Below are 20,673 nucleotides of genomic sequence, written 5' to 3'. Positions count from 1 at the left end.
TACTAATAGGCCGAGGGCTTGTCCGCAGATGCTCGCGTCCACTGTGAATTCTTGATCGACCTATTCCAAGTGAAGAGTGTGCTTGTTCGCTTGGAGCACTTCCAAAGTGTTCCGGTGGTCATGGCGAGAGGGAAACGCCCGGTTACATTCCGAACCCGGAAGCTAAGCCTCTCTGCGCCGATGGTACTGCATGGGGGACCGTGTGGGAGAGTAGGACACCGCCGGACAATTTTTATGGGGCCTCTGGTTTCTCAGCGTACATGCTGGGGAGCCAGGGGTTCTTTTTTGTTTTCGTCTTTGTTTGTGAATTGTGTGGGAAAGGCGGGACCGCGTCGATGTCGAATGCGGAGGACGGACGGCCCCAGAGGCCGCAACGGGAGCCGCGCCGTGAATTCCGCGGGCGTCGGGACGGCACGGGCCGCCCGGCCGGATACCGGCGCGACGACAGGCGTGATGAGAGGCGCGACGACCGTCGCGGGGAATGGCGCCGTGATGATCGGCGGGACGATCGCGACAGCCGGGACCGCGGTCGGGATGCGGATCGGGATCGTCGGCCGTATGGCGGTGGGCGCGAGGTCCGTGGCGAGCGTCGTGACGTTCGCAGAGACGACCGGCGTGATGAACGGGCGGGTGGCAGGGCGCCGTTCCGCCGTGACGACAGGCGCGATGAGCGACGGGACTACCGTCGTGACGACCGGCGTGATGAACGGGCGGGTGGCAGGCCGCCGTTCCGCCGTGACGACAGGCGTGACGAGAGGCGTGACGAGAGGCCGGGGCAGCGGCGGGAGTTCCGGCGTGACGACCGCAGGGACGACCGGCGTGATGACCGGCGCGATGGGCCTCGGGGGCGGGACTTCCGGGGGCGGCGTGACGATCGTGGCGGGCCGCGGGCCGGGTATCGCAGGGACGGGCGCGGGCGCGTTCCCGACCAGGGCACGCGGGGCGGCAGGGACCGGGAGTCGGCGCGGCGGCTGCCCATCCCCGACGAGGTCACCGGCGAGGAGATCGACCGCTCCGTGCGGCAGGAGCTGCTGAGCCTGCCCAAGACGCTGGCCACCGATGTGGCGCGCAACCTCGTCATGGTCGCCAAGCTCCTGGACGAGGACCCCGAGCGGGCCTACGCGTACTCGAGGGTCGCGCTGCGGCTCGCCTCGCGCGTGGGGGCCGTGCGCGAGGCCGCGGGCTTCGCCGCCTATGCCGTGGAGAAGTACGCGGAGGCCCTGACGGAGTTCAGGGCGGCGCGGCGCATGTCGGGTTCCGATCACCTGTGGCCCATCATGGCCGACTGCGAGCGCGGGATCGGGCGCCCCGAGCGCGCGCTCGCCATGGCGGGGGAGCCCGAGGTGCGGCGGCTCGACAGGGCCGGGCAGGTGGAGATGCGGCTCGTCGCCGCGGGCGCCAGGCGGGATCTGGGCCAGCCCGACGCGGCCGTGGTGACCCTCCAGAGCCCCGAGCTGGCCTCGACCGCCGTCCACCCGTGGACCGCGCGGCTGCGCTACACCTATGCCGACGCGCTGCTCGCCGTCGGGCGGGACGGCGAGGCGCGCGACTGGTTCGCCAAGGCAGTCGAGGCCGACAGCGGAGGGACGACCGACGCGGCGGACCGCCTCGCCGAGCTCGACGGCGTCGCGTTCACCGACGCCCTCGACCCCGACCTGGACGACGAGGGCGCCGACGGCTGATCAGCAGGGGCCGGAGGGTCAGGCGTAAGGGGCCAGCGGGTTGTCCAGGGTGCCGACCACCGCGAGGTTGGCGTCGGGGTCGCCGAGCAGGTCCACCATCTGCTGGTTGTTGCGCAGCTGAAGGCGGTTCAGGCAGGACCGGTCGAAGCGCGGCTGGAACAGGTCGAACCGCTTGTGCCGCTCGGCCAGGTGCGGCGTGGCCTTCTGGTAGTCGGTGACGCACGCCGCCACCGTCGACCAGAAGGCGTCCTCCGTCAGCAGGCCGTCCGACGCGAGGATGGCGTTGAGAAAGCGGAAGAAGCAGTCGAACACGTCCGTGAACAGGGTCAGCGTCCACAGGTCGTCCGCTATGTCGATGCGGATCCGCTCGACCTCGGGCGGCAGCGGGGTCTCCGTGTTCATGACGGCGATCTCCTCGGCGATGTCCTTCATGAAGACGCGCCGGGGAACGCCGTTCCGCAGCACCATGATGACGTTCTCGCCGTGCGGCATGAACGCCACGTCGTGCGCGTACAGGCAGTGCAGCAGCGGGGTCAGATAGGCGTCGAGGTACTGGCGCAGCCACGTCGCGGGTGGCAGGCCCGACTCGGCGATCAGGGCGGCGGCCACGGAGTTCCCCTCGCGGTCCACGTGCAGCAGCGACGCCATCGTGGCCAGGCGCTCGCCGGGGGCCAGCAGGGGCACGGGGCTCTCGCGCCACAGGGCGGCCAGCATCTTGAGGTAGGGCGAGCCCTTGGCGGCGACCGCCTCGTACTGCTTGTGGTGGTAGCCGATGGCGGCGCGCTCGCGCAGGATCCGAAAGCCGTGCGAGGCCAGCAGCTCGTCGCCGTGGACCAGGTCGGCGAGCCAGTCGTTGATGGCCGGGGTCGGCTTCATGTAAGCGGCGGAGAGGCCGCGGACAAAGCCCATGTTGAGGACCGAGAGCGCCGTCTTCACATAGTGCTTGTGCGGGGCGGCGGCGTTGAAGAACGTCCTGATCGACTGCTGGGCGCGGTAGTGGTCGTCGCTTCGGCCGAGCGGGACGAGGTGGCGGCGGGCGACCTCGGAGGCGAACGTCACGGCCAGCTTGCTGTACCACTGCCACGGGTGGACGGGGAACAGGTGGTAGGCGTCGGGGTCGAGGCCGAGGTCCCTCATGCGGTCGGCGAAGCGGACCAGGGTCTCGGGGGCCAGCTCCCCCGCGATCAGGGTGTCGTAGTCGAGGCCCGCGCCCGAGGTGAACGTGGTCAGGTCGCGGCGCGCGGCCAGCCAGAGCAGCCGCACCGGGCTGCCCGTCTCGGGGGCGTAGGCGTGGTACTCGGCGGCGTCGAAGCCGAGGCGGCCGTTGTTCGCGACGAAGCACGGGTGGCCCTCGGTCATGCCCGCCTCGATCGCCTGGAAGTCCGCGCGGGCCAGCTCGGCCGCCGTGCGGTAGGGGGCGGCGAGCTTGTAGGCGGTGCCCGCGAGGGTGGAGCTGATCTCCTCGAGATAGACGGGCAGGATGTCGTCGCCCAGGCCCAGGGACGCGCGCAGCTCGACGACGAAGTCCAGGGCGTCGAGCGGGAGTCGGGTGCCCGTCCTGGCGTGCTCGCGGACCACGCTTTCGGCGTCCACCGCCCAGTGGTCGAGGGCCAGCACGTCGGCGGAGAAGCGGTAGACGACGTCGCCGTCGTCGCTCGGCACCGCCCAGCGCCCGTCGGAGCAGCGCTCGGGGGTGAGCAGGAGCTCGTGGGAGAACTCGGCGAGTGCCTTGCGGATCAGCAGCCGGTTGGCGCGTTCCCAGCGGTCGGGGGTGAGGTGGGCGACGACCTCGTGGGGTGCGGTGGGCGCCTTTGCCGCGGCGTACTGCTCGCGCGTGCACATGCTGAGGAGGGCGTCCTTGGCCGGGAGCGTGACGGTGCGTTCGGCGCGGAAGCCGACGGCGGCGTTGAGGGCGTGGACGCGGGTGTTGCGGACGTCGGGCTCGACCACGACGCGCTGGGTCGCGGGGTCGGCGAACAGCAGCTCCATGACCGTGGTGAGCACGGCGCGCGTGAAGCCGTGGACGGGGGACGCGGTGGGGGCGACGAGGAAGTGCATGCCGATGTCGCCGGGCCTGACGTCGTACGCGGCGCCGACCGGCTCGGCGGCGGGGTCGTAGCGTTCGACGAGGAACGCGGGGCGCCCCTCGTGCAGGCCGAGCAGGGCCTCGTGCGAGTCGCCCGCCTCGATGGCGCGGAACTCGGCCGCCACGTCGTCGACGCTGGCCTCCGTCATCAGCCAGAAGGCCGACTTCTCGTGGGTGAGCCAGCCGTGCAGCAACTCGGCGTCGGCGGTGGGGTCGACCGGGCGGAGGGTGAACTCCCCGAGCCGGTCGTCCCGTCGGGAGAAGACAGTGGTGCTCATAGGGCGCGGTCGCTCCAAGTCACGGCGGGGCGGGACGAGGAGTTAGGTTAGCCTAACCTAAATTCGGTCGCCAGGGGTGAGGTCGCGAAGCAGCAGGCCCGTGGCCGGTTTCGGGCCGAAGGACGTGGACTTCTGCGGCATGGTGACGCCCTGTTCGGCCAGGGCCCTGACCGTGGCCTCGGACACGGCGCGCAGCAGGATCGCGGTGCCGCCGCCCCGCCCGGCCTGAGATACGGCGGTGGCGGCGTCGTGGAGATGGCGGATCGCGGACGGCGGGGGCGCGTTCTCGCCCAGGGCGGGCAGCAGCGCCTCGTGCAGCACCGTGGCGTCAAGGGAGCGCCAGGCGGCCGGGCGGTCGCCGCGCACCGCGCGCGTCAGCAGGGCCGGGTCGGGGCGGTCGACGAGGTGGAACGCGCCCTCTCCGGCCAGCAGGAACGCGTTGCCCTCGGCCCGGTCGAGGGCGGCGAGGGCCTGGGGCAGCGCGCCGGGCAGCGGCGTGACGCGGCTGACCGCGCCGAGCGCGGCCAGGGCGGTGGCGGGCGCGAGCCCCGGCAGCACCCGGTGGATGGCCCCCACGCGCAGCGGATGGCGGTCGGTGTCCACCAGCAGGACCAGGCCGCGGTCCCACGGCGGGCGCCCGCCGTGCTCGGCGGCGAGCCGCAGGCACGTCGCCCAGCGGTGGTGCCCGTCCGCGATCAGCGCCCTGTGCCCGGCCAGGTCCGCCCTGATGGCGGCGATCTCGGCGGGCTCGGTGAGGGACCAGACGCGGTGGCGGACGCCGTCGGCCGTCGTGGTGGCGAGCAACGGCGGGCGCGCGGCGGCCCGTTCGGCCAGGGACGCGGTGGCGCCCGAGGGGCCGCCGCGGTAGGAGAGCAGCAGGGGCTCGAGGTTGGCGGCGGTGGCGCGCATCAGGTCGGCGCGCTCGGCGACGACCTCGGGCAGCACGTCCTCGTGCGGCAGGACGACGCCCTCCTCGGGCCCGGTCAGCCGCAGGGCGCCGATCACCCCGCGCTGGAGCGTTGCCCCGGTGCGCTGCTCGTAGACGTACAGCGCGGGGCGCGGCTCCTCGGTGAGCACGCCGTCGGCGCGCCAGCGGCGCAGCGTCTCGGCCGCGCCGCGGTGCGCGGCGCCCTGGTCGGCGGCCCGGGGGAGGATGAGGCGGACGATGTTGAACGGGTCGGCGGTCTCGAGCGCGTCCTGCCCGTCGGGGCGCACCACCACGTCGTACGGGGGAGAGGTGACCGCCGCGAGGCTGGCGACGCGCTCGGGCGCGTAACGGAGCGCGCGGAACGGCGCGAGATCCAGCCCTGCGGCATGCATCCCCGCATCGTATGTCCTGGGGCCATGGGGGATGATCGTGCGGACATGGCTGAACTGACAGGAAGCGCGCGGGCGCTGCACGAGGTGTACGACACGGCGCTGCTCGACCTCGACGGGGTCGTCTACGCGGGAGGCGAGGCGCTGCCGCACGCGGTCGCGTCGCTGGCGGCGGCGCGGGACGCCGGGATGCGCCTCGCCTATGTGACCAACAACGCGGCCCGCACTCCCGAGACGGTCGCAGGCCACCTGACGGCGCTCGGCGTTCCCGCGGAGCCCGATGAGGTCGTCACCTCCGCGCAGGCCGTCGCGCGGCTGATCGCCGAGTCGGTGCCGCCGGGCTCCGCGGTGCTGTGCGCGGGCGGCGAGGGGCTGCGCGTGGCGCTGAGGGAACGCGGCCTGCGCCCCGTGGCGTCCGCGGACGACGACCCAGCGGCCGTGGTGCAGGGCTACGGCGGCCCCGACCTGACCTGGGGGACGCTGAGCGAGGCGGCGCTCGCGGTGAACCGGGGCGTGCCGTGGTTCGCCTCCAACCTCGACGCCACGATCCCGGGCGGGCGCGGCATCACCCCGGGCAACGGCGCCGCCGTCGAGGTCGTGCGGATCGCCACGCGGCACAGCAGGGAGCCGAGGGTGGCGGGGAAGCCGCGGCCGCCCATGCACCGGGAGAGCATCCTGCGGACCGGGGCGCGGCGGCCCCTGGTGATCGGGGACCGGCTCGACACGGACATCGAGGGCGCGCACGTGGGCAGCGTGGACTCGTTGCTGGTGCTGAGCGGGGTGACCGACGCGGCGGGTCTCGTGGCGGCGCGGGCCGAGCACCGGCCGACGTATGTGGCCCTGGACCTGCGGGGGTTGCTCGTGGGGCATCCCGGCCCTTCGCCCGAGGGGGACGGCGTCTTCGGGTGCGGGGGATGGCGCGCCTCGGTGTCGGGGGGCGGCCTGGTGGTCGAGGGGCGGGGCGAGCCGCTCGACGGGCTGCGGGCGCTGTGCGCCGCGGCGTGGGCCGCGGCGGACGCCGGGATCCCCGCGGGGGCGGAACGAGCGCTGGCGCGGCTGGGCTGGTGACCCGCGCCGCCGCGCCCGCCGCCCCGGGCGGGGGGCGCGGGGCCTGGTCAGGCCGCCTCTGCGGCGATGGCCTCGTTGATCAGGTCCTCCTCGGAGACGCCGCGGCGCCAGTAGCCGGTGAACGTGACGCGCTTGCGGTCGAAGCCGCGGTCGTTGACCAGATGGCGGCGCAGGGCGCGGACCGTGGCCGCCTCGCCGCCGAGCCACGCGTAGGGCGAGCCGTCGGGGAGGTCGGCCGCGCGGATCGCCTCGGGGGCCGTGGTGCGGTGCTCCGGAAGCAGCCAGGTGATCTCGGCCTCGGCCTTGGTGGGCAGCTCCTGGACGTCGTCGGCGTGGTCGACCTCGATCCACACGCGGGTCCTGGTGCCGGGCGGGAGCCAGGCCAGGATGCCCGCCACCGCGGGCAGCGCGGTCGGGTCGCCGGTGATCAGCACCCAGTCGGCGTCGGCGGGCGGGCGGAAGTCGACGCCGCCGTTGTCCTCCTCCACGGGCCCGAGGATGGTCACCGGGTCGCCGGGAACGGCGCGGCGCGCCCAGCGGCACGCCACGCCCGTGTCGCCGTGCAGGGCGAAGTCGATGTCCAGCTCGTCGGGTTCGCGGCGCTGCTCGCGCACGGTGTAGGTGCGCATCGTGGCGCGCTCGCCCGGATCGAGCCGCTGCCAGGCGGGCCACCAGTTCAGGCCCTCGTCGCGCGGGACCAGCACCTCGCGCTGGCCCGGGTGCGGCAGGAACAGCTTGACCCGCTGGTCACGGCCGCCGCACGCGAAGTGGGAGAGCCGCTCGCCGCCCAGGGTGACCCGGATGAAGCCGGGGCTGATAGCGGCGGCGCGCAGCACGCGCAGGTCGAAGAATGCGAAGGGGGCGGTGGTCATGGTCGTCCTCTCGGTCACTCCGGCACGGCCGTCGGCTGCGGCTCGGCGGTCAGGCGGTCAGGCGGGCTGATGGGCGGGCGGGTGAACGCGGGCTTCTCGCCGGGCTGTTCGGAGGTCATGATTCCGCTCGGGGCGTGCGGGCGGCGTCGCGGATGGCCTCGGCGAGACCTTCGACGATCGGGGCGCAGCGGGCGTAGCTGCTCGCCGGTTCGGGGATCCAGCTGACGATCTGCCCGGCGCGGACGGCGGGGAGGCCGTTCCATGTGGGCTTGGCGTCGGCGAGCTGGTCCGGCTGGAGGTTCCCGGTGCGGCTGTCGACCAGGATCAGGTCGGCGGGGAAGAGGTCGGCGTTCTCCCAGCTGACGGACTGCCAGACGCCGCCGGGGTCGGGGCTGTCGGGGGTGACGAACTCCACGCCCAACTCGGCGAAGTACGCCAGGTCGGGGAGGTCGGCCGGGATGGCGAACCACACCTTGTCGTCGGTCGCGCTCAGCGCGAGGACCCTGATGCCGGGGTTGTCCGCGGTGGCGCGGCGCAGCGCCGCGGCGGCGGTGTCGAAGCGCGCCCTGGCCTCGGTGACCGGCGCGGACTCCAGGTCGGCGCCCAGGGCGGCGGCCAGCTCGGCGTAGCGCTCGAGCATCGTGCGCAGCGTGGTGTCGGCGCCGAGGATCCCGACGCTCGGCGCGAGGCCGAGGATGGCGTCGGCGCTGTCCTCGGGGATGTACCACAGGTCGGGGTGCTGGCGGATGTCGCTGATCAGCAGGTCGGGTTCGAGCCTGGCGTAGGTCTCGACGTTGAACTCGCCCCAGGCGTTGCCGATGACGGTCAGGGCGCCGACGTCCAGGTTGGCGGCCTGGACGTCGGGCTCGCCGTCGGCCAGGAGCGTGGGGCCGAAGACCCCGGCGCAGCTGATGCCGTAGTCGGCCAGGGCGGAGGCTGAGCCGACGTAGGCGACCAGCGTCTGGGGCCTGGCGTCGAGGGTGACGGTCTCGTCGCGGTCGTCGGTGAACGTCCAGCCGCCGGAACCCCCGTCCCCGCCACCGCCGTTGCCGCTGCCCGGTCGTTCGTCCGCGTCGCCGCCGCCCTCGCCGCCGCAGGCGGCCAGCGTGGCGGCGGCGCCGAGCGCTCCCCCCGCGGCCAGCAGGCGTCGGCGGGTCAGGGCGGCGGCGCGCATCAGGAGACCTTCCGCGCGGTGCGGATCGCCTCGGCGAGCGTCTCGATCAGGGGGGCGCACGCGGCGTGGGAGAAGATCGGCTCGCTGTTCCAGCCGGTGATCTGCTCGCCGGTGACGGCGGGCAGGCGCGTCCAGGTGGGCTTGTCGGTGAGCGCGTCGGGCTGGAGCGCGACCGTGCGGGCGTCGAGCAGCAGCACGTCGGCGGCGTACTTGTCGGCGTTCTCCCAGCTCAGCGGCTCGAAGAAGCCGCCGTCGTCGACCGCGTCCGGCTCGATGAGCTCGACGCCAAGCTGCTGGAACCACTGGAGGTCGGCATAGGAGGACGGGGTGGAGACATAGAAGAGGTCGGCCGCGGCCGAGCACGCGAGCACCCGTATCCCGGGGTTGTCGGCGGCGGCGCGGCGCAGGTCCTCGGCGGCGGCCTCGAAGCGGGCGGTGGCCTCGGTGACCCCCGTGGAGCCCAGGTCGGCGCCCAGGGCCTCGGCCAGCTCGGTGTGGCGGGCGATGACGTCGGGCAGCGTCAGGTCGGGGCGGTCCTGGGAGGGGGAGTTGATCAGGGCGGCGCTGGGGGCGAGGGCCAGGATCTCGTCGGCGCTCTCCTCCGGCACGTACCACAGCGTGCTGCCGTCATAGCTGGTGCTGACGAGCAGCTGCGGCTCGAGCCCGGCGTACTCCTCGACGTTGAACTCGCCCCACGCGTTGCCAAGAACGGTCAGCCCCGCCACGTCGAGGCTGCCCGCCTGGCTGTCGGGCTGGCCGTCGGGCAGGGTCGTCGGGCCGAAGACGGCGGCGGTCTCCACGCCGTAGTCGTGCAGGGCGGCGGCGACGCCGACGAACGCCACGACGCGCTCGGGCACGCCGTCGAGCTCGATCGTCTCGCCGCGGTCGTCGGTGAAGCTGAACGCGCCTCCCGCGGGGGCCGAACCGCCCTCGCCCGAGGGCTCGTCGGAGTCGTCCGAGCCGCCGCAGGCGGCGAGCAGGGTGCCTGCGCCCAACGCTCCCCCCGTGGTCAGCAGGGTGCGGCGGGACAGGAAGCGGGCATGGGAACGAGTCATCATGGTCGCCTTGGTCTCTCGATGGCCGTAAGCGAGGTTAGGCTAACCTAACCCTATGCCGCTCCAGTTCACTAGCGCGGGGAGCTTCGTGTGACCCTGCTCAAGCCCGGCGCCGCGTCGCACGCGCCGGCGCCCGAGGCCGCGCCCGCGCCCCGGCGCACCACCCGGCGGGCCCTCGGCCTGCTCGCCGCCGTGGGCGCGCTGGTGTGCGTCACCGCGGCCAGCATCGCGCTGGGCGCCAGGTCCGTTCCGCTGGGCGACGTATGGCACGCCCTCTTCCAGTACTCCGGCACGGACAACGACGTGGTGGTCCGCGACGTGCGGCTGCCGCGGACGCTCCTCGGGCTGCTGTGCGGGGGCGCGTTGGGGCTCGCCGGTGCCGTGATGCAGGCGCTCACGCGCAACCCCCTGGCCGACCCCGGGCTCCTCGGGGTCAACGCCGGGGCGTCGGCCGCCGTGGTCTCCGCCATCAGCTTCCTGGGCGTCACCTCGCTGACCGGCTATGTCTGGTTCGCGTTCCTCGGCGCGGCCCTGGTCTCGGTGCTGGTGTACGCGCTGGGCGGCACGCGTTCGGCCACGCCCGTGCGGCTCGCCCTCGCGGGCACCGCGGTCACCGCCGCGCTCTTCGGCTACATCAACGCCGTTCAGCTCCTGGACACCGCGGCGCTCGACCGGATGCGGTTCTGGTCGGTCGGCTCGCTCGCCTCGGCGAACCCCGAGGTCATCCGGCAGGTGCTGCCGTTCATCGCCACCGGCGTGCTGCTGGCCCTCGCCCTGGCCAGGCCGCTCAACGCCATCGCGCTCGGCGAGGACACCGCGCGGGCACTCGGCACCCGCGTCAACCACACCCGGGTGCTCGCCATGCTCGCGGTCACCCTGCTCTGCGGCGCTGCCACCGCCGCCTGCGGGCCCATCGTCTTCGTCGGGCTGATGGTGCCGCACATCGTGCGGGCCATCACCGGGCCCGACGCGCGGTGGATCCTCCCGTACGCGACCGTGCTCTCCCCGGTGCTGCTGCTCGGCGCCGACGTGATCGGCAGGCTGGTCACCCGGCCCGCCGAGCTCCAGGTCGGCATCGTCACCAGCCTCATCGGAGGCCCGGTCTTCATCTACCTCGTCCGCCGGCGGAAGATGGCCCAGCTGTGACGACTCCACGACCCCTCGCCGGGGACACCCGCACCACCCGCGCCCGCGACCTCGTGCTGCGCACGCGCGGCGGCCTGTCCGTGCGCGCCGACCTGCGCTCGGCCGCCGTCGTCCTCGCGCTGGTCCTGCTGGCGCTCGCCATGGGCGTCGTCCTCGTCGGCACGGGCGACTTCCCCATGACGCCCACCGAAGTGCTCTCCACCCTGGCGGGGAACGGCAGCGTCGCCCAGGAGTTCATCGTGCGCGACCTGCGGCTGCCGCGCGTGCTCGTCGCCCTGCTCGTCGGCGTCGCGCTCGGCCTCGCGGGGGCCGTCTTCCAGGCCGTCTCCCGCAATCCCCTGGGCAGCCCCGACATCATCGGCTTCGGCCAGGGCTCGGCGGCTGGCGCGCTCACCGTCATCGTCCTCTTCCAGGGCGGCAGCTTCGCCGTGGCGGGGGGCGCGGTGGTCGGCGGCCTGCTCACCGGCGTCGGCGTCTACCTGCTCGCGTGGCGCGGCGGCATCCACGGCTACCGCCTCGTCCTGGTCGGCATCGGCGCCGCGGCCGTGCTCAGCGCGGTCAACGGCTACCTGCTCACGCGCGCCGACATCGTGGACGCCGCCCGCGCCGTGCTGTGGCTCACCGGCTCGCTTGGCGGCCGCGGCTGGGACGAGTTCTGGCCGCTGCTCGTCGCGTGCGCCGCGCTGCTCCCGCTGACGCTCGCGCACGCCAGGCCGCTGCGGATGCTGGAGATGGGCGACGAGGCGGCGGGCGCCCTCGGCGTCAGGGTGGAGCGCACCCGGCTCGCGCTGGTGCTCTCCGCGACGCTGCTGACCGCGTCGGCGACCGCCGCGGCCGGGCCCATCGCGTTCGTCGCGCTCACCGCGCCGCAGCTGGCCCGCCGCCTCACCCGCGCCGCCGGGCCCAACCTGCTGCCCGCCGCCGGGATGGGCGCCCTGCTCATGGTGGTCTCCGACTTCCTGGCCCAGTGGGCGTTCGGCGACCGCCAGCTCCCCGTCGGCGCGGTCACCGGGGTCCTGGGCGGCTGCTATCTGCTGTGGCTGCTCTTCACCGAGCGCAAGGCGGGACGGATATGACCGGCGCGCGGACACGGCGCGGACGAACGGAACGCGGACGAACGCCCTACGGACGAACGGCGCGCGGTGGAACGCCGCGCGCGACGCACACCACCGAGCACGGAGGAGACACGGTGCACGGACGAGAAGCGGTGCACGACGTCGAGGGGGCGGGCGGCGCCCGGCTGCTGACCGACGACGTCACCCTCGCCTACGACCAGCGGGTCATCGCCGAGCACCTGTCGGTCGCCATCCCCGACCGGTCGTTCACGGTCATCGTCGGGCCCAACGCCTGCGGCAAGTCCACGCTGCTGCGCGCCCTCTCACGCATGCTCAGGCCCACCGCGGGGTCCGTGCTGCTCGACGGGCAGGCCATCGCCGCCCTCCCCGCCCGCGAGCTCGCCCGCACCCTCGGCCTGCTCCCGCAGTCGCCCATCGCCCCCGACGGCATCACCGTCGCCGACCTCGTCGCCCGCGGCCGCTACCCCCACCAGGGCCTGCTGCGGCAGTGGTCACGCGAGGACGAGCGCGTCGTCGTCGATTCGCTCGCCGCGACCGGCGTCACCGAGCTGGCGGATCGCTATGTCGACGAACTCTCGGGCGGTCAGCGCCAACGCGTCTGGATCGCCATGGCCCTGGCCCAGCAGACGCCGCTGCTGCTGCTCGACGAGCCCACGACGTTCCTCGACATCGCCCACCAGATCGAGGTCCTCGACCTGTGCGCCCACCTCCACGAGGAGCAGGGCCGCACCCTCGTCGCCGTCCTCCACGACCTCAACCACGCCGCCCGCTACGCCACCCACCTCATCGCCCTGCGCGAGGGGCGCGTGGTGGCCGAGGGCGTGCCCGGCGACGTGGTAACCGCCGAGCTCGTCGAGGAGGTCTTCGGCCTGCCCTGCCGCGTCATCGACGACCCCGAGACCGGCACCCCCCTCGTCGTCCCTGCGGCGCGGCGCCCGGCCGAGGTGCCCACCCGGTAGCGTCGGGGCCATGCACGAGCCCCACGACGGCCACGACGCGAACGACCCGCTCGCCCCGGAGGCCCCGCACGGCGAGGGCGGCGCGCACGGGGAAGCCCCGCGCCCTCTCGGCATCGGCACAAGCCCCACGGGCCACCCGGGCGTCGACCACCGGCTGCGGCGCCTCGCCGACGCCGACCAGCTGCCCGTCGAGAGCCACCCCGAGGTCTACGAGGACGTGCACCGCGGCCTGCGCGAGACCCTTGACGCCCTCGACAGGCCCGCCCCAGGGCCCGTCCCCGGCCCGGCGAACGGGAGTTGAGCCGCCCGTGGCAGCAGCGACACAGCGCCGCCTCGCCCGGCTCGACGCCGAGCTCGTCCGCCGCGGGATGGCCCGCTCCCGCGACCACGCGAGGGCCCTCATCGAGGCGGGCCGGGTGACCGTCAACGGCGCCACCGCCGCCAAGCCCGCCACCCAGGTCGCCACGAGCGCCGCCCTGGTGGTCACCGACGACGGCGACGACCCCGGCTATGTCTCGCGCGGCGGCCACAAGCTCGCCGGCGCGCTGGCCGCGTTCACGCCCCTCGGGCTGCGCGTCGCGGGCCGCCACGCGCTCGACGCCGGGGCCTCCACCGGCGGCTTCACCGACGTGCTGCTGCGCGCGGGCGCCGCCTCCGTCATCGCCGTCGACGTCGGCTACGGCCAGCTCGCCTGGTCGCTGCGCGCCGACGAACGCGTCACCGTCAAGGACCGCACCAACGTCCGCGAGCTGACCCCCGAGACCATCGAGGGGCGCACGGTCGACCTGGTCGTCGGCGACCTGTCGTTCATCCCCCTCGGCCTGGTCATCCCCGCCCTCGTCCGCTGCGCGGCCCGCGACGCCGACCTCGTCCTCATGGTCAAGCCGCAGTTCGAGGTCGGCCGCGAACGCCTCGGCAGCGGCGGCGTCGTCCGCAGCCCCGCGCTGCGCGCCGAGGCCGTCACCGGCGTCGCCACCGCCGCGGCCGGTCACGGGCTCGGCGTGGCGGGGGTGACCGCGAGCCCACTGCCCGGACCCTCGGGCAATGTTGAATACTTCCTGTGGTTGCGCGCCGGGGCACCAGCGGTCGACCCGGCCGCTGTCGAACGCGCCGTGACGGAGGGGCCACAGTGACCACGGGGACCACCACAAGCACGGGGACCACCACAAGCACCGGGCCCGCCCCGGGCGAGGAGCCGCGCACCGTCTTCCTCCTCGCGCACACCGGGCGCCCCGCCGCCATCCGCAGCGCCGAGCTCGTCGTGCAGGGCCTGCTCGCCCATGGGCTCGGCGTCCGCGTGCTCGCCAAGGAGGCCAACGACCTCCCGCTGCCCCCCGAGGTCGAACGCGTCGAGAAGGACGCCCCCGAGGGCGGCCCCATGGACGGCTGCGAGCTGCTCGTGGTCCTCGGCGGCGACGGCACCCTGCTGCGCGGCGCCGAGTTCTCCCGCGCATCGGGCGTGCCCATGCTCGGCGTCAACCTCGGCCGCATCGGCTTCCTCGCCGAGGCCGAACGCGACGACCTGGAGAAGGTCGTGGACCGCGTCGTCGGCCGCGCCTACGAGGTCGAGGAGCGCATGACCCTCGACATCGTCGTCCGCGACGACGGCCGCGTCGTCCACACCGACTGGGCCCTCAACGAGGCATCCGTCGAGAAGGCCGCCAGGGAACGTCTGCTCGAAGTGGTCATCGAGGTGGACGGCCGTCCCGTCTCCGGATTCGGCGGCGACGGCGTCGTCTGCGCGACCCCCACAGGCTCCACCGCGTACGCGTTCTCCGCCGGGGGGCCCATCGTCTGGCCCGACGTCGAGGCCCTGCTGATGGTGCCGATCAGCGCGCACGCCCTGTTCGCCAAGCCCCTGGTCACCGCGCCCGACTCGGTGCTCGCCGTCGAGATCAGGCACCACGCGCAGCCCGGCGTCCTGTGGTGCGACGGGCGGCGCACCGCCGCGCTGCCGCCGGGCGCCAGGGTCGAGGTGCGAAGGGGCACGGTGCCGGTCAGGCTCGCGCGGCTGCACCACGCCCCGTTCACCGACCGTCTCGTCGCCAAGTTCGCGCTGCCGGTGGCGGGTTGGCGCGGCGCGGCGCACTGAGGTGGGCGGCGGGGCGGCCCGCGGCGGAACGTTTCACGGCTCCCGCGCGGTGACCGTCGTCGCCAGCCGCCCGGATAACCTCGTATGGTCGTACCCGTGTTGGAGGAGATGCGGATCAAGGACCTGGGCGTGATCGACGACGCCGTCGTCGAGTTGTCGTCCGGCTTCACCGCGGTGACGGGTGAGACCGGCGCGGGCAAGACGATGGTCGTCACCAGCCTCGGGCTGCTGCTCGGCGGCCGCGCGGACGCCGGATACGTGCGCGCCGGGGCCTCCGCCGCCGTCGTCGAGGGCCGCATCGCCGTCGCACCGGACTCCGCGGCCGCCCTGCGCGCGGCCGAGGCAGGGGCCGAGCTCGACGACGGGGCGCTGCTCGTCAGCCGCACCATCTCGGCCGAGGGCCGCTCGCGCGCCCACGTCGGCGGACGCTCGGTGCCCGCGGGGCTGCTCGGCGAGCTGGGCGATGACCTGGTCGCCGTGCACGGCCAGACCGACCAGCAGGGGCTGCTGCGCCCGGCCAGGCAACGCCGCGCCCTCGACCGTTACGCGGGCGATGCCGTCGCCGGGCCGCTGGCCGCGTACCAGGAGACCTACGCACGCCTGCGCGCGGTCGCCGCCCGGCTGACCGAGCTGACCACGCGCGCCCGCGAACGCGCGCAGGAAGCCGACCTGTTGCGCTTCGGCCTCGACGAGATCGCCGCCGTCGAGCCACGCCCTGGCGAGGAGGCCGAGCTGGCCGCCGAGGCGGGCCGCCTCGGCCACGCCGAGGCGCTGGCCGCCGCCGCGGCCACCGCGCACGGCGCGCTCGCGGGCGACCCGGCCGACCCCGAGGGCATCGACGCCGTCACCCTGGTCGGTGCCGCGCACCGCGCGCTCCAGGGCGTGCGCGGCCATGACCCGGCGCTCGCCGACCTCGCCGACCGGCTTGACGAGGTCGGCATCCTGCTGACCGACGTGGCGGGGGACCTCGCCGGGTACTCCGCGGGGCTCGACGCCGACCCGCTGCGGCTTGCCGCCGTCGAGGAGCGCCGCGCCACCCTGGCCCACCTCATCCGCAAGTACGGCGAGAGGTACGGCGAGCGCGACGACGAGACCGACGGCTCCACCGCCCTGCTCGCCTGGGCCGAGCGCGGCGCGGCCCGCCTCGCCGAGCTGGAAGGGGACGACGAGCGGATCGGCGTGCTCACCGAGGAGCGCGACGCGTTGCGCGCCCGCCTCACCGAGCTCGCCGCGGCGCTGGGTGAGGCACGGCGCGAGGCGGCCAAGCGGTTCGCCGACGCCGTCACCGACGAGCTCACCCAACTCGCCATGCCGCACGCCCGCGTCCAGGTCGAGGTGCGGCAGCACGACGCCGCAGCCGACGACGAGGACGCCATCGACCTCGACGGCAGAAGGGTCACATGCGGGCCGCACGGCGCCGACGAGGTGGAGCTGCTGCTCGCCCCGCACCCGGGCGCCCCCGCCAGGCCCATCGCCAAGGGCGCGTCCGGCGGCGAGCTGTCCCGCGTCATGCTGGCCGTCGAGGTGGTCTTCGCGGACGCGGCGCCCGTTCCCACCTATCTGTTCGACGAGGTCGACGCGGGCGTCGGCGGCAAGGCGGCCGTCGAGGTCGGCAGGCGCCTCGCCAAGCTCGCCGACTCCGCGCAGGTGGTGGTCGTCACCCACCTCCCGCAGGTCGCGGCGTTCGCCGACCGGCACCTGGTGGTCGAGAAGACCAGCGACGGATCGGTGACCTCGAGCGGCGTCCGCTCCGTGCACGGCGAGGGCCGGGTGCGGGAGCTCTCGCGCATGCTCGCGGGCCAGGAGGACTCCGACCTGGCGCGCGCCCACGCCGAGGAACTGCTCGCCACCGCCGCCACATTGGGGCGCGCGGCACGGGAGCGTTCCTAGGCCGAGCGGGTGGTGGGCGCTACCGCTGGACCGAGCGCCCTGGCATTCTGGACGCCGTTCCACTCCCAGCGAACGGGGGATCGCCGAGCGCGACGTACGCTGGCGCATGGATGATCCGCCACCGCAGCCAGGAGAGACCGGAGAGAATGGCGCCCCGCAGCCCGTCCGCACCCTCGCACAGCGCCGCGCCGCTGCACGTCGTGCAGCTGCTCGGCGGCGGCAGCGCGGGCACGGGGGCGCATGTGCGCTCGCTCTCCGCGGGGTTGGTCGCCCGGGGCGTGCGGGTCACCGTGGGCGCCGCCCCGAGCGCCGAGCGCCGGTACGGGTTCACGGCCGCCGGTGCGCGCTTCGTTCCCGTTCCCGTGAAGACGACGCCCCCCGCGGTCGGGGTCATCGGCGCGATGTGTGCGGACGCCGACCTGGTCCACGCGCACGGCATGCGCGCCGGGCTGCTCGCCGCGTTGACCCTGCGCCGCCGCCCCGTGCCGCTCGTGGTGACATGGCACACCCGCTCCACCGCGCCAGGGCTGCGCTCGCGGCTGCGCGGCCTGACCGAGCACTGCGTCGCGCGGTCCGCGACCGTGGTGCTCGGCACGACGTCCGACCTGGTGGACCGGGCGCGCGCCCATGGCGCGCGCGACGCCCGCCTCGCGCCGGTCGCGCTCCCCGCGGCCCGGCGCCGTGACGAGGCCGAGCCGGACAAGATCAGGGCCGAGCTCGGCGCCGTGGACCGGCCATTGCTCGTCACCGAGGCCAGGCTGGTCCGCTCGGGAAGCCTCGACGTGCTGCTGACCGCGGCCCGCGCCTGGGGGCGCCTGACGCCCCAGCCGGTGCTCGCGGTCGCGGGGGACGGCCCCGAACGCGCCGCGCTCCAGCGGCGGATCGACCGCGAGGCGCTGCCGGTCAGGCTGCTTGGCCGCGGCACCGACGCGGCAACGCTCCTGCGGGACGCGGACGTCGCGCTGCTCGTGGCCCGCTGGGCGGGCAGGGCGCCGCTCGCCGAGGAGGCGCTGCGGCGCGGTGTCCCGCTGGTGGCCACGGCGGTCGGCGGCGTGCCCGAGGTGGTGGGCGACGCGGCGGTGCTGGTGCCCTATGGCGACCCCGGCGCCCTGGGCACGGCGGTCAGCGGCCTCCTCGCCGACGCCCCACGCCGCGCACGCCTGTCCGAGGCGGGCCGAGGCAGGGCGGGCAGCTGGCCGACGGAGGACACGACGGTGGCCCAGGTCCTGGCGGTCTACGACGAGTTGGCGCTGCGCGGCTGATCCACGGCGCTGCGCGCCGGGTTCTTTCGCCCGCCCACCCGCCCTTTTCCGCCGGTGGGGGCAGGGGCACGTGGTCGGGTGCGGGGCGTTGAACCGCGCTGTTACCCTGGATGGTGCAGCGGCGACTGGGGTCGCTCTGGAGATCGAGGGAGGTGAGTTGATGACTGTCGTGGAGATCACCGCCGTGTGCGGTGCCCGGATCATCCTCACTTCCCGGGCCTCGTCCTGACCCGCATCTGCCGTTCGGACGGGCCCCTTACCCAAGGGTCTCCACGTTGTTTGATCCATCTGCTCTTCCTCCCGCGCGCGTCCTGACTCCGGCCGAAGCCCACGCCGCCCAGCCGGAGCGGCGGCCCACGCAGGACATCGCGCGCTCGCGACGCGCCGTCAACCGCCCTTCGCACCCCAAGGCATGACGGAGAGGAACCCGGTCATGGACCTTCCCCGCATCTTCACCATCCGCGAAAGCGGCCACCGCATCCACAACCCGCTGACCCCGGTCAAGCTCGCCGCCCTGGGCGAAGCGCTCCATCTCGCCCCCGGAACACGGGTGCTCGACCTGGCCAGCGGCTCGGGCGAGATGCTGTGCACCTGGGCGCGCGATCTGGGCTTCACCGGCACGGGCGTGGACATCAGCACCCTCTTCACCGAGCAGGCACGGGCCCGCGCCGCCGAACTCGGCGTCGCCGACCGGGTCGAGTTCGTCCACGGCGACGCTTCCTGCCATGTCGCGGACCAGCCGGTCGATCTCGCCACCTGCGTCGGCGCCACATGGATCGGGAACGGCGTCGCGGGAACGGCCGAACTGCTCAGCCGCAGCCTCCGCCCCGGAGGTCTGATGCTGATCGGCGAGCCGTACTGGCGGCTGACCCCACCGGACGAGGAAACCGCCAAGGCGTGCAACGCCACCGGCATCGCCGACTTCCTGCGACTCCCGGACCTGATCGAGCAGTTCCAGGATCTCGGGTACGACGTCGTCGAAATGATGCTGGCCGACCAGGACAGCTGGGACCGTTACGCCGCGGCACAGTGGCTCACCATGCGCCGCTGGCTCGACCTGAACCCGGACGACGAACTGGCCCCCGAGGTACGGGAGCAACTCTCCACCGAGCCCGCACGGTACGTGAGTCGCACGCGTGAGTACCTTGGCTGGGGAGTCTTCGCCCTGATGAAGCGCTGAGCGCCAGACCCGCGCGGGGGCGGCACCCGCCCCCGCGCGCCTCAAGACGAATCCGCACTCGACCACGCCCTCGGCCCCTCCACCGGTGGAAAAGGGACGGGTGGGCAGCCACAAGCCCCCGGCGCGCGGCGCCGTGGTGCGGCGCCCCGCAGGCGGCTACGTTTCCCCCGACCCTGGGCCCGGCGCGTAGCGCCGTGGTGCGACGGGCCGCTGGCGGTCACGTTCCCCTGCCCCGCGACCGGCCGCCGTGCGCGCCGCAGGCGACCCGCAGGCGACCCGCACCTGACCACGCGCCCCTCGCCCAGGTACCCGGCGCGCGCCGCAGGCGAATCCGCAGGCGGCAGCGCGCCCCCGCCACAGGAACCCGGCGCGCGCCGGGCGGCCAAGCCCCGCAGGGCACAAGCGGGGGACTATGCCGAGCCCCGCACCACCAGCTCCGCAGGAGTGATCACCGGCTCCAGCCGCTCCTCGGGCCGGTCGAGGCGCCGCAGCAGCAGGCGGGCCATGATCTCGCCCATGCCCGCGACATCCTGGCGCACCGTCGTCAGCGCGGGCTCCGACCACGCGGCGGGCTCCAGGTCGTCGTAGCCGACCACCGCCACGTCGTCGGGCACCCGAAGACCCCGCGCGCGCAGCGTGCGCAGGACGCCCGTGGCCATCAGGTCGTTCCCCGCGAACACCGCGTCGGGCGCGGGCGACGGGCCGTCGAGCAGGGCCTCCATCGCGCGCGCCCCGCCCTCCACCGTGAAGTCGCCCCGCGCGAGCAGCGCGGGGTCGGGCTCGGTGAGGCCCAGCGCGTCCAGATAGCCGTCAAGGCGGTCCACCGCCGACGTCTGGTCGAGCGGCCCGCTGATCACCGCGATCCGCTCGCGCCCGCGCGCCACGAGATGGTGAACGGCCTGGCGCGCGCCGTCGCGATTGTCCGTGTCGACATACAGCAGCTGCGCGTCGTTCTCCGCGCCCGCCCAGCCCGGTCTGCCGCCGAAGACCGTCGGCAGGCCCGAGGCAGCCGCGATCGCGGGCAGCGGGTCGTCGATGTGCAGCGAGAACATCAGCGTCCCGTCCACATGACCGCCGCTCAGATAGCGGCCTATACGGTCGTAGTCGGCGCGTTGCTCCAGCAGCATCAGCAACAACTGCGTGTCGTGACCGGCCAGTTCGCGGCCGATGCCGCGCAGCTGCTGTGCGAAGAACGGGTCGGCGAAGACCCGTGTCTCCGGCTCGGCGATCACCACGGCCACGGCCCCCGTGCGGCGGGTGACGAGGCTGCGCGCCGCGCTGTTGGGCACGTAACCCAGCGCGGCCACCGAGAGCTTGACCCGTTCCCGCAGCTCGGGCCGCACGCCTGGCGTGCCGTTGACGACACGGGACACCGTGGCGCGGGACACGCCCGCGTGGGCGGCGACGGCCTCGAGAGTGGGGTGGGGTCCGTGCACTTTTCCGTCCTCTTCGTTCGCGGGCTCTTGACGCTACCGGCAACCGGCGGCAGTGTGCAGGGGCACGACATGAGAGCGCTCTCACCCTCCCCATGCGGGG

At 74.3% G+C, this 20,673-nt stretch carries 17 protein-coding genes, 1 rRNA gene and 1 pseudogene; 12 read left to right on the top strand and 7 right to left on the bottom strand.

The window, feature by feature from the left end; genetic code table 11:
- Positions 1 to 110 precede the first annotated feature (110 nt).
- Both rrf and DEH69_RS29930 read left to right on the top strand, forming a co-directional pair.
- Positions 111 to 227 (top strand): 5S ribosomal RNA (rrf, locus tag DEH69_RS29935).
- Between the two features lie 744 nt (positions 228 to 971).
- Positions 972 to 1,682 (top strand): hypothetical protein, encoded by a 711-nt coding sequence (locus DEH69_RS29930; RefSeq protein ID WP_113690140.1) that lies wholly within the window; start codon positions 972 to 974, stop codon positions 1,680 to 1,682.
- A gap of 18 nt (positions 1,683 to 1,700) precedes the next feature.
- On the opposite strand, the gene DEH69_RS29925 is transcribed toward DEH69_RS29930, so the two are convergent.
- The 3 genes and pseudogenes from DEH69_RS29925 to DEH69_RS29920 all read right to left on the bottom strand — a co-directional run bounded on the left by DEH69_RS29925 (position 1,701) and on the right by DEH69_RS29920 (position 5,366).
- Positions 1,701 to 3,524, bottom strand: a complete 1,824-nt coding sequence (locus DEH69_RS29925) for an IucA/IucC family siderophore biosynthesis protein (protein ID WP_258535064.1) — start codon at positions 3,522 to 3,524, stop codon at positions 1,701 to 1,703.
- 36 nt (positions 3,525 to 3,560) lie between these two features.
- Positions 3,561 to 4,046 (bottom strand): annotated as a pseudogene (locus DEH69_RS33250) (GNAT family N-acetyltransferase); the annotation flags it as partial.
- A 57-nt stretch (positions 4,047 to 4,103) separates the two neighbouring features.
- Entirely contained in the window at positions 4,104 to 5,366 is a 1,263-nt protein-coding gene (locus DEH69_RS29920) for a DUF1015 family protein (protein WP_113690123.1), read from the bottom strand.
- 45 nt (positions 5,367 to 5,411) lie between these two features.
- On the opposite strand from DEH69_RS29920, the gene DEH69_RS29915 reads away from it, so the two are divergent.
- Positions 5,412 to 6,431 carry an HAD hydrolase-like protein gene (locus DEH69_RS29915; RefSeq protein WP_113690122.1) on the top strand — a complete coding sequence of 340 codons (1,020 nt, stop codon included), beginning with the start codon at positions 5,412 to 5,414 and terminating at the stop codon, positions 6,429 to 6,431.
- 47 nt (positions 6,432 to 6,478) lie between these two features.
- On the opposite strand, the gene DEH69_RS29910 is transcribed toward DEH69_RS29915, so the two are convergent.
- The 3 genes from DEH69_RS29910 to DEH69_RS29900 all read right to left on the bottom strand — a co-directional run bounded on the left by DEH69_RS29910 (position 6,479) and on the right by DEH69_RS29900 (position 9,532).
- Positions 6,479 to 7,303, bottom strand: coding sequence for a siderophore-interacting protein (locus DEH69_RS29910; protein WP_113690121.1), 825 nt, complete (start codon positions 7,301 to 7,303; stop codon positions 6,479 to 6,481).
- A gap of 115 nt (positions 7,304 to 7,418) precedes the next feature.
- Positions 7,419 to 8,477, bottom strand: coding sequence for an ABC transporter substrate-binding protein (locus DEH69_RS29905; RefSeq protein ID WP_113690120.1), 1,059 nt, complete (start codon positions 8,475 to 8,477; stop codon positions 7,419 to 7,421).
- On the bottom strand, positions 8,477 to 9,532 hold the full coding sequence (locus DEH69_RS29900; RefSeq protein WP_113690139.1) for an ABC transporter substrate-binding protein: 1,056 nt from the start codon (positions 9,530 to 9,532) through the stop codon (positions 8,477 to 8,479). The genes DEH69_RS29905 and DEH69_RS29900 overlap by 1 nt, the downstream gene beginning before the upstream one ends.
- A gap of 180 nt (positions 9,533 to 9,712) precedes the next feature.
- Here DEH69_RS29900 and DEH69_RS29895 point away from each other — a divergent pair, with 180 nt between their 5' ends.
- From DEH69_RS29895 to DEH69_RS29855, 9 genes are all read left to right on the top strand, one after another.
- Positions 9,713 to 10,678 carry an iron ABC transporter permease gene (locus tag DEH69_RS29895; protein WP_258535063.1) on the top strand — a complete coding sequence of 322 codons (966 nt, stop codon included), beginning with the start codon at positions 9,713 to 9,715 and terminating at the stop codon, positions 10,676 to 10,678.
- On the top strand, positions 10,675 to 11,754 hold the full coding sequence (locus DEH69_RS29890) for an iron chelate uptake ABC transporter family permease subunit (protein ID WP_258535058.1): 1,080 nt from the start codon (positions 10,675 to 10,677) through the stop codon (positions 11,752 to 11,754). The genes DEH69_RS29895 and DEH69_RS29890 overlap by 4 nt, the downstream gene beginning before the upstream one ends.
- A gap of 131 nt (positions 11,755 to 11,885) precedes the next feature.
- On the top strand, positions 11,886 to 12,713 hold the full coding sequence (locus DEH69_RS29885) for an ABC transporter ATP-binding protein (protein WP_258535062.1): 828 nt from the start codon (positions 11,886 to 11,888) through the stop codon (positions 12,711 to 12,713).
- Positions 12,714 to 12,723: 10 nt separating this feature from the next.
- Entirely contained in the window at positions 12,724 to 13,014 is a 291-nt protein-coding gene (locus DEH69_RS29880) for a hypothetical protein (RefSeq protein WP_258535057.1), read from the top strand.
- A 7-nt stretch (positions 13,015 to 13,021) separates the two neighbouring features.
- The gene (locus tag DEH69_RS29875; protein ID WP_113690119.1) at positions 13,022 to 13,846 is read left to right on the top strand and encodes a TlyA family RNA methyltransferase; all 825 of its coding nucleotides are present in this window, start codon (positions 13,022 to 13,024) and stop codon (positions 13,844 to 13,846) included.
- Positions 13,843 to 14,805 carry an NAD kinase gene (locus tag DEH69_RS29870; protein WP_113690118.1) on the top strand — a complete coding sequence of 321 codons (963 nt, stop codon included), beginning with the start codon at positions 13,843 to 13,845 and terminating at the stop codon, positions 14,803 to 14,805. The genes DEH69_RS29875 and DEH69_RS29870 overlap by 4 nt, the downstream gene beginning before the upstream one ends.
- 84 nt (positions 14,806 to 14,889) lie before the next feature.
- Positions 14,890 to 16,695, top strand: coding sequence for a DNA repair protein RecN (recN, locus tag DEH69_RS29865; protein ID WP_113690117.1), 1,806 nt, complete (start codon positions 14,890 to 14,892; stop codon positions 16,693 to 16,695).
- 146 nt (positions 16,696 to 16,841) lie between these two features.
- Positions 16,842 to 17,957, top strand: a complete 1,116-nt coding sequence (locus DEH69_RS29860) for a glycosyltransferase family 4 protein (RefSeq protein ID WP_113690116.1) — start codon at positions 16,842 to 16,844, stop codon at positions 17,955 to 17,957.
- A 433-nt stretch (positions 17,958 to 18,390) separates the two neighbouring features.
- On the top strand, positions 18,391 to 19,137 hold the full coding sequence (locus DEH69_RS29855) for a class I SAM-dependent methyltransferase (protein WP_113690115.1): 747 nt from the start codon (positions 18,391 to 18,393) through the stop codon (positions 19,135 to 19,137).
- Positions 19,138 to 19,547: 410 nt separating this feature from the next.
- Here DEH69_RS29855 and DEH69_RS29850 read toward each other — a convergent pair whose 3' ends face one another.
- Entirely contained in the window at positions 19,548 to 20,573 is a 1,026-nt protein-coding gene (locus DEH69_RS29850) for a LacI family DNA-binding transcriptional regulator (RefSeq protein ID WP_113690114.1), read from the bottom strand.
- Positions 20,574 to 20,673: the final 100 nt, after the last annotated feature.

Origin of the sequence: Streptomyces sp. PT12, assembly GCF_003311645.1 — a bacterium.
Taxonomy (GTDB): domain Bacteria; phylum Actinomycetota; class Actinomycetes; order Streptomycetales; family Streptomycetaceae; genus Streptomyces.
This window is presented reverse-complemented; position numbering and strand designations above follow the sequence as displayed.

Excerpts from the sequence above, each read along its gene's own strand:
- DEH69_RS29925 (WP_258535064.1), bottom strand. The coding sequence starts at position 3,524 with ATGTGCACGCGCGAGCAGTACGCCGCGGCAAAGGCGCCCACCGCACCC.
- DEH69_RS29920 (WP_113690123.1), bottom strand. The coding sequence starts at position 5,366 with ATGCATGCCGCAGGGCTGGATCTCGCGCCGTTCCGCGCGCTCCGTTAC.
- DEH69_RS29915 (WP_113690122.1), top strand. The coding sequence starts at position 5,412 with ATGGCTGAACTGACAGGAAGCGCGCGGGCGCTGCACGAGGTGTACGAC.
- DEH69_RS29910 (WP_113690121.1), bottom strand. The coding sequence starts at position 7,303 with ATGACCACCGCCCCCTTCGCATTCTTCGACCTGCGCGTGCTGCGCGCC.
- DEH69_RS29905 (WP_113690120.1), bottom strand. The coding sequence starts at position 8,477 with ATGCGCGCCGCCGCCCTGACCCGCCGACGCCTGCTGGCCGCGGGGGGA.
- DEH69_RS29900 (WP_113690139.1), bottom strand. The coding sequence starts at position 9,532 with ATGACTCGTTCCCATGCCCGCTTCCTGTCCCGCCGCACCCTGCTGACC.
- DEH69_RS29880 (WP_258535057.1), top strand. The coding sequence starts at position 12,724 with ATGCACGAGCCCCACGACGGCCACGACGCGAACGACCCGCTCGCCCCG.
- recN (WP_113690117.1), top strand. The coding sequence starts at position 14,890 with ATGGTCGTACCCGTGTTGGAGGAGATGCGGATCAAGGACCTGGGCGTG.
- DEH69_RS29860 (WP_113690116.1), top strand. The coding sequence starts at position 16,842 with ATGGCGCCCCGCAGCCCGTCCGCACCCTCGCACAGCGCCGCGCCGCTG.
- DEH69_RS29855 (WP_113690115.1), top strand. The coding sequence starts at position 18,391 with ATGGACCTTCCCCGCATCTTCACCATCCGCGAAAGCGGCCACCGCATC.